The 13185-nt window shown below is 62.8% G+C and carries 13 protein-coding genes; 2 read left to right on the forward strand and 11 right to left on the reverse strand.

Annotation, left to right across the window (positions count from 1 at the left end):
- Nucleotides 1–419 precede the first annotated feature (419 nt).
- Entirely contained in the window at nt 420–857 is a 438-nt protein-coding gene (locus PQR27_RS17890; protein WP_408524889.1) for a nuclear transport factor 2 family protein, read from the forward strand.
- Between the two features lie 329 nt (nt 858–1186).
- Here PQR27_RS17890 and PQR27_RS17895 read toward each other — a convergent pair whose 3' ends face one another.
- From PQR27_RS17895 to PQR27_RS17935, 9 genes are all read right to left on the reverse strand, one after another.
- Complete coding sequence (locus tag PQR27_RS17895) at nt 1187–1603, reverse strand: CopD family protein (protein WP_408524890.1); 417 nt, start codon at nt 1601–1603, stop codon at nt 1187–1189.
- 102 nt (nt 1604–1705) lie between these two features.
- On the reverse strand, nt 1706–2977 hold the full coding sequence (locus tag PQR27_RS17900) for a glutamate-5-semialdehyde dehydrogenase (RefSeq protein ID WP_408524891.1): 1272 nt from the start codon (nt 2975–2977) through the stop codon (nt 1706–1708).
- A gap of 243 nt (nt 2978–3220) precedes the next feature.
- A complete protein-coding gene (gene holA / locus PQR27_RS17905; RefSeq protein ID WP_408524892.1) occupies nt 3221–4339 on the reverse strand; it encodes a DNA polymerase III subunit delta in 1119 nt (372 codons plus the stop codon).
- 54 nt (nt 4340–4393) lie between these two features.
- On the reverse strand, nt 4394–4945 hold the full coding sequence (locus tag PQR27_RS17910; RefSeq protein WP_408524893.1) for an LPS-assembly lipoprotein LptE: 552 nt from the start codon (nt 4943–4945) through the stop codon (nt 4394–4396).
- 91 nt (nt 4946–5036) lie between these two features.
- Nucleotides 5037–7631: a leucine--tRNA ligase gene (gene leuS, locus PQR27_RS17915; RefSeq protein WP_408524894.1), complete on the reverse strand. Its 2595-nt coding sequence runs from the start codon at nt 7629–7631 to the stop codon at nt 5037–5039.
- 172 nt (nt 7632–7803) lie between these two features.
- Entirely contained in the window at nt 7804–8235 is a 432-nt protein-coding gene (locus tag PQR27_RS17920; RefSeq protein ID WP_408524895.1) for an ExbD/TolR family protein, read from the reverse strand.
- A 37-nt stretch (nt 8236–8272) separates the two neighbouring features.
- A complete protein-coding gene (locus PQR27_RS17925; protein WP_408524896.1) occupies nt 8273–8983 on the reverse strand; it encodes a MotA/TolQ/ExbB proton channel family protein in 711 nt (236 codons plus the stop codon).
- A gap of 65 nt (nt 8984–9048) precedes the next feature.
- A complete protein-coding gene (dapB, locus tag PQR27_RS17930) occupies nt 9049–9846 on the reverse strand; it encodes a 4-hydroxy-tetrahydrodipicolinate reductase (RefSeq protein ID WP_408524897.1) in 798 nt (265 codons plus the stop codon).
- Nucleotides 9847–10013: 167 nt separating this feature from the next.
- Nucleotides 10014–10847 carry an outer membrane protein assembly factor BamE gene (locus tag PQR27_RS17935; protein WP_408525516.1) on the reverse strand — a complete coding sequence of 278 codons (834 nt, stop codon included), beginning with the start codon at nt 10845–10847 and terminating at the stop codon, nt 10014–10016.
- Nucleotides 10848–11007: 160 nt separating this feature from the next.
- On the opposite strand from PQR27_RS17935, the gene fur reads away from it, so the two are divergent.
- Entirely contained in the window at nt 11008–11436 is a 429-nt protein-coding gene (fur, locus tag PQR27_RS17940; RefSeq protein ID WP_408524898.1) for a ferric iron uptake transcriptional regulator, read from the forward strand.
- A gap of 149 nt (nt 11437–11585) precedes the next feature.
- Here fur and PQR27_RS17945 read toward each other — a convergent pair whose 3' ends face one another.
- Together PQR27_RS17945 and alc are read right to left on the reverse strand one after the other, a co-directional pair.
- On the reverse strand, nt 11586–12098 hold the full coding sequence (locus PQR27_RS17945) for an ureidoglycolate lyase (RefSeq protein WP_408524899.1): 513 nt from the start codon (nt 12096–12098) through the stop codon (nt 11586–11588).
- Nucleotides 12099–12108: 10 nt separating this feature from the next.
- The gene (gene alc / locus PQR27_RS17950) at nt 12109–13119 is read right to left on the reverse strand and encodes an allantoicase (RefSeq protein WP_408524900.1); all 1011 of its coding nucleotides are present in this window, start codon (nt 13117–13119) and stop codon (nt 12109–12111) included.
- Between the last annotated feature and the right edge of the window lie 66 nt (nt 13120–13185).

Below are 13185 nucleotides of genomic sequence, written 5' to 3' on the forward strand. Positions count from 1 at the left end.
ACAAGGGTTTCCGGACCATCTCATCGAACCTTCGGCGAGTGATCCAAATATATATTGGGACAACGTAGGCCTTAATAGGACGACTCTTAAAAAGCCCTAGACGTTGTCATCGCACAAACTATTTTTTGGCCAACAATCCATAATTCAGACTAGTCTTATTGTTATGACTATAAGACTAGTGTAAATAGAAAAATCATTCGTATTAAATCAGATTATTCCAATCCAGGATTTTTCTTAATTCAGAGTTTGAAATTTAAGAATAATCCTGTTGATCAATCCGGGCGCCATCCACAAAATCAAATCCATCGCTCCGGTAAAAACCTGTCGCAGCGGAATGATCGCGAAAACCACGCAATCAAATTAGCGAACTCGATTCCGCGCGACACCCGTACCTAAAAACTTCTCCACCAGGAATATTCATGAAACGCACCGTCATTCTGACCACTCTGGGCCTGCTGCTGATGTCATCGGCTGCATCGTATTCGTACGCCGCTACATCGGACGAAGCCACGCTGCTCGCACTCGAACAATCCTGGGCAGAGGCTGCCTCCATTCACGACGAAGCCGTGCTGGACAAAGTCCTTGACGACTCATTCGTCGAGGTGACAGCGAACGGCACGCGCCGCGGCAAAGCCGACGCGCTTGCCGCGCCGGGGCTGCCCGCAGGTTCATCGCAGTCGCTCAGCGAACTCAAGGCGCGCGTCAGCGGCGATACCGCCGTCGTCACCGGCGTGAATGACTACACGCCCGCGCCAGGCGCCCTAGCGGTCAAATTTGTCTTTACCGATATCTACGCAAGGCGCCCCGACGGCTGGCGTGCGATTTCAGCACGCATGGCGCGCGAATCCACGCAGTGACGCCGCATCACAGCCACTCAACGTGATCAGGCGAATCGGCATGGCCGGCGTGCCTTCGTGCTCGTGAGCGGGCTTGTTACCGACGTGAGGCTGAGGTCGGGTTGAACGACAAGAGCCGGATGAATCGAGACGTTGACGTCCGGTTCTGTGAGCGCCCGATGGGAAGGTTCCCTTGGGCGATTCGATCCATTGAAATACAGACGTGCGGAGGAAGAGGCAAAAAAAGGGCGGTTTGCCGAATCCAGCAAACCGCCCTTCTCCAAACCGAAGCCCGCAACCCGAACCTGTCGACGCGGCAACGCGACGCAACGCGACGACGTGCGCGCCTCCTAAAACGGCTTGATCACCACCAACGCCACCGCCGCCAGCATCCCCAGCACCGGCAACTCGTTGAACATCCGATACCACTTGTCCGTGCGACGATTCTCGCCGCGCTCAAAGGTCCGCAGCAGCACGCCGCAATACGCGTGGTAAATCAGCAGCAGCACCACGACGCCGACCTTCGCGTGAATCCAGCCCTGCCCGCTGCCGATGCCCACCGCCAGCCACAGCCACAATCCGCAGGCGAGCGCCGGCACGGCAATGAAGGTCATGAAGCGGAACAGCTTGCGAGCCATGATCAAGAGCCGCTTGACCGCGACGGGCTCCGTTTCCATCGCCAGATTGACGAAGATGCGCGGCAGATAGAACAGGCCGGCAAACCATGATGCAACCAGAACGATGTGAAACGTCTTTACCCAAAGCATCAGCGGTACCTGTTCGTGTGCGATTGGTGAGGATGTGGGTCGGGTGAGCGAGTGCGGCTGCATTGCGCAGCCGCGTGTTTCAGCGCTACCGTCGTTATGTGTTTATTGCCGGCCTTCACCGTGGCCCAGCACGACGTACTTGAGCGACGTCAGCCCTTCCAGCCCCACCGGACCGCGCGCGTGCAGCTTGTCGTTCGAGATGCCGATTTCCGCGCCCAGACCGAACTCGAAGCCATCCGCGAAACGCGTCGACGCGTTGACCATCACACTCGCCGAATCCACTTCGCGCAGGAAGCGCATCGCGCGGTCGTGGTCTTCGGTGACGATCGCGTCCGTATGTTGCGAGCTGTAGGTGTTGATGTGGTCGATCGCCGCGTCGAGGTCGTCAACCACTTTGATCGCGAGCACCGGCGCCAGATATTCGGTGCGCCAATCTTCTTCGGTCGCATCGACGAGCGGACCCACGCCCGCATCCGTCAACACGGCACGCGCCGCCGCATCCACACGCAGCTCGACTTCCTTGCCACGGTACAGCTTGCCCAAAGGCGGCAGCACCTCAGCCGCGATACCGCGCGCCACCAGCAGCGTTTCCATCGTGTTGCAGGTGCCGTAGCGGTGCGTCTTCGCGTTGTCGCACACAGTCAGCGCCTTGGTCAGATCCGCGCGATCGTCCACATACACGTGGCAGATGCCGTCGAGGTGCTTGATCATCGGCACGCGCGCTTCGTTCATCAGCCGCTCGATCAGGCTCTTGCCGCCACGCGGCACGATGACGTCGACGAATTCGGTCATCGTGATCAGCTTGCCGACCGCGGCGCGATCCGACGTCGCCACCACCTGCACGGCGTCTTGCGGCAAACCGGCGGCTTCGAGCCCTTCGCCGATCAGCTTCGCCAATGCGGTGTTGCATTCGAGCGCTTCGGAACCGCCGCGCAAAATGGTCGCATTGCCGGACTTCAGGCACAGCGCCGCGGCGTCGATCGTCACGTTCGGGCGCGATTCGTAGATGATGCCGATCACGCCGAGCGGCACGCGCATCTGGCCAACCTGGATGCCGCTCGGCCGGTATTTCAGATTGCTGATCTCGCCGATCGGATCAGCCAGCGCAGCGACTTGCCGCAATCCTTCGACCATCGTCTTCAGCGCCTTATCCGACAGCGTCAAGCGGTCGATGAACGCGGCATCGAGACCTTTGTGGCGGGCACGTGCCACGTCGCGCGCATTCGCGTCTTTCAGCAAGGCGGCGTCGCGTTCGATTGCGTGAGCAACAGCCGCGAGCGCGGCATTCTTCGCCGCCGTCGAGGCCCGCGCCATCGCACGCGAAGCGTGACGGGCGCGGCGGCCGAGGTCGGTCATGTACTGGTCGATATCCATGGTGAGTCTCATAGCGCCGCGCACGTCGAGGTGCGGCGGACAGGCAGAATTAGCGAAACATCAAACGATTGTAAATCGGGTACAGGGGCTTTGCTTGCCGCGACGGCACGTGTCCCCATCGAACTCGGATCTGGCGCGCCTTGAATGAAGCCGCTACGCGGCAGCGTCACGCTATGGGCGCTCACGATCCCGCCGCTGCCCGATAGCCCAATCGGCGTTACCGGGTCGCCCGAGCGTGGCCGATCAGACTGGCCTTCGTGCCGGCGCAGCAGGCGCGCTACGAGGTCGTGGCGGCGGCACCGGCGCGGCTTTCGGCGAAGCCACCGTCATGGCCAGTTCGAACAGGCCGTCCCACGGATCGGGTGGCGGGTCGTTGCGATGATTGCCCGGCGTGCCGCCCGACAAGCCCTTCACCTGCCGATCCAGCCGCGCGGCCAAAGCGAGCGCCTTCTCCAGCGCGCCTTCAGTGACACGGGACAGCGCCGGCCCAATCAGCCGCTCGCGCGGGCCCCACACACGGTTCTCGCGCACCAGCATCGCCAGCGGCTTGCCCGCCGCGACGCCACGCTTGATCCGCAACAGCGTGCGCACTTCTTCGACCACCGCCCACAACACCAGCACCGCGGCCTCGCCTTCGCCGCGCAGGCCATCGAGCATCCGTGACAAGCGGCCGACATCGCCCGCCAGCATCGCTTCGTTCAGCTTGAAAACGTCATAACGCGCGACGTTCAACACGGCGTCCTGAACCTGTTCGAAGCTCAACGAACCCGCGGGATACAGCAACCCAAGCTTCTGGATCTCCTGATGCGCGGCCAGCAGATTGCCTTCCACACGCTCAGCGATGAACGCCAGCGCGCGCCGCCCTTCTTCCCCGGCGGTCACCCGCTGGCCTTGCGCCGCGAGACGCTGGCCGACCCAGTTCGGCAACTGCGCGCGCTCCACCGGATCGATCTTCAGCGCCACGCCGGCATCGCCCAACGCCGTGAACCATGCCGACTTCTGCGTGGCCGCGTCGAGGCGCGGCAGCGTGATCATGGTCAACACGTCATCATTGACGGCGGCAGCGAGCGCTTTCAGCGCGTCCGCGCCTTCCTTGCCGGGCTTGCCCGATGGAATACGCAGTTCGACCAGTTGCCGGTCGCCGAACAGAGACATCGACTGGCTCGCGCCCAGCAGCGAACTCCAGTCGAAGCCACGCTCGACGGTAAACACCGAGCGGTCGGTAAAGCCAGCCGCCCGCGCCGTCGCGCGAATCCGGTCGCACGCTTCCTGCGCGAGCAAGTGCTCGTCGCCGTACACGACGTACAGTCCGGCGAGACCTTTGGCGAGATGCGCTTCGAGCGCGTCAAGTCGCAGTTGCATGGCTACCGATCAGCGAAGTTGAATAAGTGCAGCAAAGTAGACACAGCACGCCGCTCACAGCGGCGGCGGCGGCAACGGCGCCATCGGCGCGACGGCCGGCACCTGCTGCCCCGGGCCCGGATGCAACGACTTCACGATCGACAGACGGCGCGTGAGCTGGTCGACCGCATCGCTTTCCATATCCGCGTACAGGATGTCGGCTTCGGCAATCTTGGCCTGCGAGAACTGATCGCTATAGGTCATCGCCCGATTCAACGCGATCACGCTCGACGGAATCAGCACCGTGCCGTCCTTGCCGACGAGGCTGTAGGTCAAGGTCAGATTGATTTGATATTCCTCGACGACACCCAGCGAGTTCAGCGTCAGCGTGCTCAGACCGCGCCCTTCGCTAAGCTGCAGCGTCGCGTCAGCATTCGCGATCGAATTGACCACCACCGTATCGCTGCCGCCTTGCACGATACGGGTCAGCCGCGCGTTGGCGGGGGCCGACCCACCGGCGACATACAGGCGTTTGAACGCGTAATCCTGCTGACCGCGCAGCTGAAAGCCACAGGCGGACAACATCAGCACGCTGCAAGCCAGCGTCAAAAACGATCTGCGAGTCACATTGGCTCCTGGTTCGCAGTAGATTGCGCAGCGAGAGACGAGCGCAGCCGCATGCGGCGACGCTCGTCTGCTGTCATGTTTGTGTGCGCCGTCAAACGACCACGTTCACGAGGCGGCCCGGCACCACGATGATTTTCTTGGGCGCCTTGCCTTCGCTGAACTTCCCAACCGCCTCATGAGCGGCGGCGAGCTGTTCGATCGCTTCGCGCGAAGCGTCTTTCGCCACCGTCAACGCGCCGCGCACCTTGCCGTTCACCTGCAGCACGAGTTCGATTTCGGCCTGCTCCAGCGCCTGTTCGTCGACCTTCGGCCACGCGGCGTCGAGCAACGAACCGAATTCGTCGGCGTAACCGAGTTCCTGCCACAACTGGAACGTCATGTGCGGCACGACCGGGTACAGCACGCGCAGCATCACGCTATACGTTTCGCGCAACACGGCCGGTTGTGCACCCTTCGCGCTGTCGAGCGCGTTGAGCATTTTCATGGCCGCCGACACCACCGTGTTGTACTGCAAACGCTGATAGTCGAAGTCAGCCTGCTTCAGCACGCTATAGATCTCGCGGCGCAATGCCTTGTCGGTATCGCCGAGTTGCGCGGCGTCGAATTTGCCGCCTGCGCGCAGCGCGGCTTCGTTCGCCTGACCGAAGCTCCACACGCGGCGCAGGAAGCGGCTCGCGCCTTCCACGCCCGAACCGGACCATTCGAGCTGCTGCTCGGGCGGTGCGGCGAACATCACGAACAGACGCGCCGTGTCCGCGCCATGCTGATCGATCAGCAGTTGCGGATCGACGCCGTTGTTCTTCGACTTCGACATCTTCTCGACGCCGCCGAGCACCACCGGCTGGCCGTCCGCGTTCAGCACCGCGCCGACCGGGCGGCCTTTGTCGTCGAACGACACCGTGACGTCGGCCGGGTTGTACCAGGTCTTCTTGCCCGCTTCGCTTTCGCGGTAGTAGGTCTCGTTGAGCACCATGCCCTGGGTGAGCAGGTTCCTGGCCGGCTCGCCGAAGTTGACCAGACCGAGGTCGCGCATCACCTTGGCCCAGAAGCGCGAGTACAACAGGTGCAGAATCGCGTGTTCGATACCGCCGATGTATTGGTCCATCGGCGCCCAGTAATCAGTGCGCTCGTCGACCATGGTCTTCGCGTCCGGCGACGCATAGCGGTAGAAGTACCACGACGAATCGACGAAGGTATCCATCGTATCGGTTTCGCGTTTCGCCGCGCCGCCGCAGGTCGGGCAGGTGCAGTTCACGAACGCTTCCGACTTCGCGAGCGGATTGCCCGTGCCGTCCGGCACGAGGTCTTCCGGCAGCACCACCGGCAGGTCTTGTTCCGGCACCGGCACGTCGCCGCAGGTCGGGCAATGGATGATCGGAATCGGCGTGCCCCAATAACGCTGGCGCGATACGCCCCAGTCACGCAGACGCCACGTGATCTGCTTGTCGCCGAGGCCGAGTTGCTTCAGGTCCGCGGCAATCGCGTCCACCGCCTGCGTGTAGTTCAGACCGTCGTACTTGTCGCTGTTGATGCAGACGCCGCCTTCCTTCTCGCCATACCATTCCTGCCACGCTTCGGTGGAGAACTCCTTGCCTTCAATCGCCACCACCTGCCTGATCGGCAGACCGTATTTCTTCACGAACGCGAAGTCGCGCTCGTCGTGCGCCGGCACGCCCATCACCGCGCCTTCGCCGTAGCTCATCAGCACGTAGTTGCCGATCCACACTTCGACCTGTTCCTGCGTCAGCGGATGCGTGACGTAGAAACCTGTGCCCATGCCTTTCTTTTCCATCGTCGCGACGTCGGCTTCAGCGACACCGCCGCGCTTGCATTCTTCGATAAAGGCCTGCAGTTCCGGCTTGTCTTGCGCGAGGCGCGTGGCGAGCGGATGTTCCGCGGCGATCGCGCAGAAAGTCACGCCCATAATCGTGTCGGCGCGCGTGGTGAACACGCGCAGCAGCTTCTGTTCGCCGTCGATTTCGTACGGGAAACCGAAGTTCACGCCGAAGCTCTTGCCGATCCAGTTCTGCTGCATGATCTTGACGCGCTCGGGCCAGCCGAGGCCGTCGAGATCGTTCAGCAGTTCATCCGCGTACTGCGTGATACGCATGTAGTACATCGGAATTTCACGCTTTTCGACCAGCGCGCCCGAGCGCCAGCCGCGGCCGTCGATTACCTGCTCGTTGGCGAGCACGGTCTGATCGACCGGATCCCAGTTGACGGTGCCGGTTTTCTTGTACGCGATACCCTTTTCGAGCATCTTCAGGAACAGCCACTGGTTCCACTTGTAGTAGTCCGGGCTGCAGGTGGCGACTTCACGCGACCAGTCGATCGCAAGGCCCATCGACTGCATCTGCTTCTTCATGTAAGCGATGTTGTCGTAGGTCCATTTGGCCGGCGGCACGTTGTTGGCCATCGCGGCGTTTTCCGCGGGCATGCCGAACGCGTCCCAACCCATCGGCATCAGCACGTTGTAGCCGTTCATCCGCAGATAGCGGTACATCACGTCGTTGATCGTGTAGTTGCGTACGTGACCCATGTGCAGCTTGCCCGACGGGTACGGCAACATCGAGACGCAATAGTACTTGGGCTTGTCGGAGGTTTCCGTCGTCTTGTACGCGTCGATGGCGCGCCATTGCCCTTGCGCGGCGGATTCGACGTCGGAGGGAACGTATTTTTCGTGCATGGTGTGATGGGATCGCTGGGTTCGGTGCTTTCGCACCGGCCGCTTTGGTGCTCTGCTGGATGAAATGGCGTCGTTTCCCCATCTGCGGGGGAAAGGGCTGATTATACCGTTCGCGGACGGGTACGCCGCGTGGCGCGGTGCCGGGGTTCGACCGGCACGCGCGGGATGAAACCTACTGGCGCGCGCCCGGCGGCGGCGGGTCCGTCACGAAGCCGATCCGCTCGAGCCCGGCCTGCTGCGCCGCGCCCATGACCTGAGCGATGACTTCGTAACGCGTCGAGCGCTCGGCGCGCAGGTGGATCTCCGGCTGGTCGGCCTGTTTGCCCGCTTGCGCGAATTGCGCGCGCATCTGCTGGAGCGTGATCAGGTTGCCGTTCCAGTACAGCTTGCCGGCGGCGTCTATGGAAAGGGAAATGGTTTGCGGCGTTTGCCGTGCGGGCGCTGCGGCGACCTTCGGCAGATCGAGCCGGATCGCGTGCGTGAATAAGGGTGCGGTAATGATAAAAATCACCAGCAGCACCAGCATCACGTCGATCAACGGCGTCATGTTGATCTCGGCCATCGGCGCGGCCGTCTGCCTTTTTTCGAGTCCACCGAATGCCATGTCGACTCCTTTACCTTAATTACCTTAAGCGGCGCGTTTAGCGCTCATGGCCCGCGGGAACCTGCTGCGGCTTGCGCTGCGGCTCGTCGACCGGCGCGCACACGTAGGCGTGCAGATCGTGTGCGAAGCCGTCGAGCTCTTCCGACAACTGCCGCACCAGACGCCCCAGCACGTTATAGGCAAGCACCGCAGGAATCGCGACCACGAGACCGAAGGCGGTCATGATGAGCGCCTCGCCGACGGGCCCCGCGACGTTCTCGATCATCGCCTGACCGCTCGCCGCGATACTGCCGAGCGCGTGGTAGATGCCCCAAACGGTGCCCAGCAAACCCACAAACGGCGCCGTGCTACCCACCGAGGCCAGCAGCACCTGGCCGAATTCGAGCCGCCGCTGCGACGCGCTGAGCGCCTGCCGCAGCGCCCGCAATACCCGTTCGCTGCGCTCGACGCGCGCGAGCAGCGCGCCCGGAATGTCCACCTCGGCCGCATGCAGCGCGGCTTCGGCGAGCGGCGTGAACACACGCTCGCGATCCACCCGTTTGATCGCCGCGACGCCGTCCGCCAGCGTGGACGCTTGCCAGAACTGCGCGATCGCCCGTGCAGCCTGACGCTTGGCGCGCCCCAGAATCCAGCTCTTGACGATCAGAAAGCACCAGCTCGCAATCGACATAGCCAGCAGCAGGTACGCCACGCCATGCGTGATCGCGTCACTGGTTTGCAGGTAATGGATGATGCCGCTGCCCGCCATCTGACCTCGCCATGGGAAAGTGATTACAGGGACGCACAGGGTCCGCGACGGACCCTGACACACGCTTAGCGCAGGCCGAGCACGTCCTGCATGTCGAAGAAGCCGGTCTTGTGGCCTTCGAGGAAGCGCACTGCACGCAGCGCGCCTTGCGCGTATGAGAGGCGGCTTGCCGATTTGTGCGTAATTTCGATGCGCTCGCCGATGCCCGCGAACAGCACCGTATGGTCGCCGACGATATCGCCGCCGCGAATCGCGGAAAAGCCGATCGTGGACGGATCGCGCTCGCCCGTCACGCCTTCACGGCTATAGACCGCGCAGTCTTCGAGATTACGGCCGAGCGCGTTGGCGATCACCTCGCCCATGGTCAACGCCGTGCCGGACGGCGCGTCGACCTTATGGCGATGATGCGCCTCGATGATTTCGATGTCGTAGCCGGTTGCGAAATGCTTTGCGGCATATTCCAGCAGCTTCAGCGTGACGTTCACGCCCACGCTCATGTTCGACGCGAACATGATGGCGATCTTGTCGGCCGCGGCGCGCAGCTGTGCCTTCTGCTCGTTGTCGAAACCGGTCGTGCCGATCACCATTTTCACGTTGTGGCGCTGCGCGGCTTCCAGATGCATCAACGTGCCCTCGGGGCGCGTGAAATCGATCAGGTAGTCCGATTCGGCGAACACGCGTTCGATGTCGTCCGTCAGCACGACACCCGTCTGTTTGCCGAGAAACGCGCCGGCATCCTGACCGAGCTGCGGGGAGCCCACACGGTCGAGCGCGCCCGACAGTGTGGCGTCGGCATCATTGAGAACGGTTTCGATGAGCATCCGGCCCATACGGCCCGATGCGCCAGCAATGGCAATTTTCATGGCTACGAGGGTTCGAAAAGGCACAACCCGGCAAAGGCGGGCAAAAGCGGCGGCGGCAGGCAGTGCGCCGGGCGCCGCGCGTACAGAACAAGCAGAAAGCCCGACAGGCGCTGCGTACGGTACATTGCCCGCGCGCCGCGCCGCGTCTTAAGACACGGACAGCGCGATTAGCCGCCCGTTCCCGAAGTTGTCGAAGAAGAGGTCAGCGGCGCGTTATGCGTGGGACTGTCGTTGTTGCTTTGCGGACCCGTCGGTCCCACCGGATTGTCCTGCGTACCCGGGACTTGCGGCGGCGGCGGACGGTGGAACTGGAACTGCGGCTGGCCGGCGGAGGTCGGGCCTTGCTGCGGAATACCGCCGCCGTTGGCGGTCGGCGCGGTGGAACGCACCGACGACTGCGCATTGCCCGACGGCGCCTGAACCGCATTGGTCAGGCGATTGGCGGCCTGCGCGGCTTCGGCGTTGGCGTCCGTGGACGGCAATGCCGCCGCGGCCGCAGCGTCGGCAGTCGGCGAGCGTGTGGTATCCATTACGGTCGGCTCCGCGGCCACGGGCGCGCTGGCACCCGCCGCAGCGCTTGCTACGGTCGGCACGGCGGCCTTCTTGCCGCCCTTGTCGCCGTCGATTTCCGCCAGCAGTTCGAGGTTGGACGGGAGATCGTCGCCGCCCGTCCAGCTGGCGACGCGGTCGCCCGCAAACATGACCACAAAGTCGCGCTGTTGCACGACGCTAGTCGAGCCGCGCTTGAAATAGAACACGTAATCCCAGCGGTCCGCGTGGAATATATCAGTCAGGAGCGGCGTGCCGAGCAACTGCTTGACCTGCGCGCGCGACAAACCGACCTGCATCTGCGCAGCGGCTTCTTTCGAGACGAAATTGCCTTGCACCACCGTGATCCGGTACGGCGTAACGCTTTGGGCAATGCGCTGTGTCAGGCTGTCGTAAGTGGAACATCCGGCAAGAACCGCGACAGTCGCAACAGCGATCAAGGTACCCCGCATGCGGCTCCCCCGGTAGATCAATTGAGATTTTGAAATCATTTCACTCACCGTGCGGGCCCGCTGACGAGCCGCGCGAGTTTCATTCCATCGAAGATGACCAGAGAACGGCAAAAACACATTACTATGAGAGCCCAGCATTGTACTCTAGGGATCCCTTGTCATGACCAATCCAACCGATCTCAAGAATATCGGGCTCAAGGCGACCCTACCGCGCCTCAAAATCCTTGAGATTTTCCAGCATAGCCCGGTGCGCCATCTGACCGCAGAAGACGTCTATCGCAACCTGCTGCACGAGGAACTCGATATCGGTCTCGCAACCGTGTATCGCGTGCTCACGCAGTTCGAGCAGGCTGGCCTGCTCTCGCGCAGCAACTTCGAATCGGGCAAGGCGGTATTCGAGCTGAACGAAGGGTCGCATCACGACCATCTGGTGTGCCTCGATTGCGGTCTCGTCGAAGAGTTTTTCGACACCGAAATCGAAAGCCGTCAGCAATCCATCGCGAAGGAACGCGGCTTCAAGCTGCAGGAACACGCGCTGGCGCTGTATGGCGTATGCACCAAGGAAAATTGCCCGCATCGCAAGCACTAGTGTTGAATGAGTGCGATGCCGGCCGCGTTGGGGTACGCGGTCCGGCAGGCAAACGCGAAAAGACCCGGCCGGTGTCAATCGGCCGGGTCTTTTTTTGCGCCACGCAGCCCGAGCCGCGCGTGCAGCGCGTGTGCAGCGCGCGTGCAACCCTACGCCGCCCGTTCGACGTCTGCCTCGAACGCCAGCCGCCACGGCTCGGATAACCACAATTCGTCGCAATTAGGCTGATCGCCGCCACGGTCCACCACGACAAAATCGCTGACCTGATCGAGCGCCAGCAGCGGATGGTGCCAGACGCCTTTCGCATAGTTCACGCCCTGCCAGCCGTCGCTCCAGAAGGCGCGCATGCGCGTGGGATCGAACTCGCCCGCTGGCGCAACGACCACCAGATACCGTTGACCGGTCAGCGGAATGAAAGCCTGACTACCCAGCGGATGCCGCTCCATCATCGTGATGTCCACCGGCAGCGAACGGGGCTGCGCGCGAAACAGGTTGATCAGCGTGCGTCCGCCCTTCTCCGTCACGTCGACAGTGGCGAGGTCGTGATAGCGCTCGGTCGTCCCACCATTGATCGGAAAATGGCGCGCGCCGTCCAGCTCGATTACATCGCCGAACGGCACGAAGGCCGCGCGCGTCAGTCGCTCTATCTGCAAGGTTTTCATCGAAGCTCCGTTACGCGATTTCGCCCCACAGGCGCAGGCGCGACACGCCGCCGTCCGGGAAGATATTGAAACGCACATGCGTGACCGGGCCAAGCGCGGCGAGGCCGTCCGCGAAGGTATGCACGTGGTCCATCTGCAGCTTCTGTTCGCCGAGCAGCACCGGCCAGAACATCGCCTGCGTGATGAGGGAATCGTCCGTGCCGCCCGTTACCGAGGCCGCCTGCAGCGAACAGCGGTCCGGGAAATTGCCCTTGAAGTGCGCCGTATCGACTTCGATCTTGCGGATCACGCCGGGACGCGCGAGCGCGACGATCGCCCAGTCGTTGCCCGGCTCACGGCGGCGTCGGGTTTCCCAGCCGTCGCCCATGTTGACGCCCCGCCCCGGCATCAGTATCTGCGAGGCCGGACCGAAATGCTGATTGTTCGCCGCGACGAGGTACGCGCCGTTTTCGATCGCCGCGAGATCGAGCAGCGTGCCGCGTTCGACACGCTCCCAGTCGCGCTTGGGCTGCCCGTACACACGCAAACGCGCGAGGCCGCCGTCCGGAAACAGATTCACGCGCAGATGCGTGAAGGCCCGTGCGTCGTTCACTTCGACGTAATGGTGCTGGTTGCCCTGCAGCGTGGTCGCGGGTACGAGCGGTTGCCAGTCGGCGTTATCCGGCGGCGTGTCGCCGTCCACGTAACACGCGTCAATCGAAGCCGCCGGCGGGAAGTTGCCGGTGAAGTGGCTCGTGTCCATATCGACGCCATACACAACGCCTGGCCGGGCGAGCCGGATCACGCAGTAGTCGTGGCCGGTAGTGCGCTTGCGGCGGGTTTCCCAACCATCCATCCACTTGCCGTGGTCGTCGTATTTACCAGGGATGAACACCGCCGGCTGCGGTTCGAGCATGCGCTCTTTCGGCGCGAAGAACTCGTCGCTGGCGTGGAGCGCCTTCGCGCCAAGACGCGGATCGGCGAGGTTCATGTAGCGACGGGTAAAAGCGGGAGCGTTCGGGTCGAGGATCGGATTAGCCATGGTCTCGGTCAGTCGTCGAAAAAAGAGAGGAAGCCGGCGGATTCAACACTCCGGCCGGCGCAGGAA

The sequence above is a fragment of the Paraburkholderia fungorum genome, assembly GCF_046027215.1.
GTDB lineage: Bacteria > Pseudomonadota > Gammaproteobacteria > Burkholderiales > Burkholderiaceae > Paraburkholderia > Paraburkholderia fungorum_D.

Coding starts and splice junctions, on each gene's coding strand:
- PQR27_RS17900 (WP_408524891.1), bottom strand. CDS start 2,977: ATGGATATCGACCAGTACATGACCGACCTCGGCCGCCGCGCCCGTCAC.
- leuS (WP_408524894.1), bottom strand. CDS start 7,631: ATGCACGAAAAATACGTTCCCTCCGACGTCGAATCCGCCGCGCAAGGG.
- PQR27_RS17895 (WP_408524890.1), bottom strand. CDS start 1,603: ATGCTTTGGGTAAAGACGTTTCACATCGTTCTGGTTGCATCATGGTTT.
- dapB (WP_408524897.1), bottom strand. CDS start 9,846: ATGAAAATTGCCATTGCTGGCGCATCGGGCCGTATGGGCCGGATGCTC.
- PQR27_RS17935 (WP_408525516.1), bottom strand. CDS start 10,847: ATGCGGGGTACCTTGATCGCTGTTGCGACTGTCGCGGTTCTTGCCGGA.
- alc (WP_408524900.1), bottom strand. CDS start 13,119: ATGGCTAATCCGATCCTCGACCCGAACGCTCCCGCTTTTACCCGTCGC.
- fur (WP_408524898.1), top strand. CDS start 11,008: ATGACCAATCCAACCGATCTCAAGAATATCGGGCTCAAGGCGACCCTA.
- PQR27_RS17920 (WP_408524895.1), bottom strand. CDS start 8,235: ATGGCATTCGGTGGACTCGAAAAAAGGCAGACGGCCGCGCCGATGGCC.
- PQR27_RS17890 (WP_408524889.1), top strand. CDS start 420: ATGAAACGCACCGTCATTCTGACCACTCTGGGCCTGCTGCTGATGTCA.
- PQR27_RS17925 (WP_408524896.1), bottom strand. CDS start 8,983: ATGGCGGGCAGCGGCATCATCCATTACCTGCAAACCAGTGACGCGATC.
- PQR27_RS17945 (WP_408524899.1), bottom strand. CDS start 12,098: ATGAAAACCTTGCAGATAGAGCGACTGACGCGCGCGGCCTTCGTGCCG.
- holA (WP_408524892.1), bottom strand. CDS start 4,339: ATGCAACTGCGACTTGACGCGCTCGAAGCGCATCTCGCCAAAGGTCTC.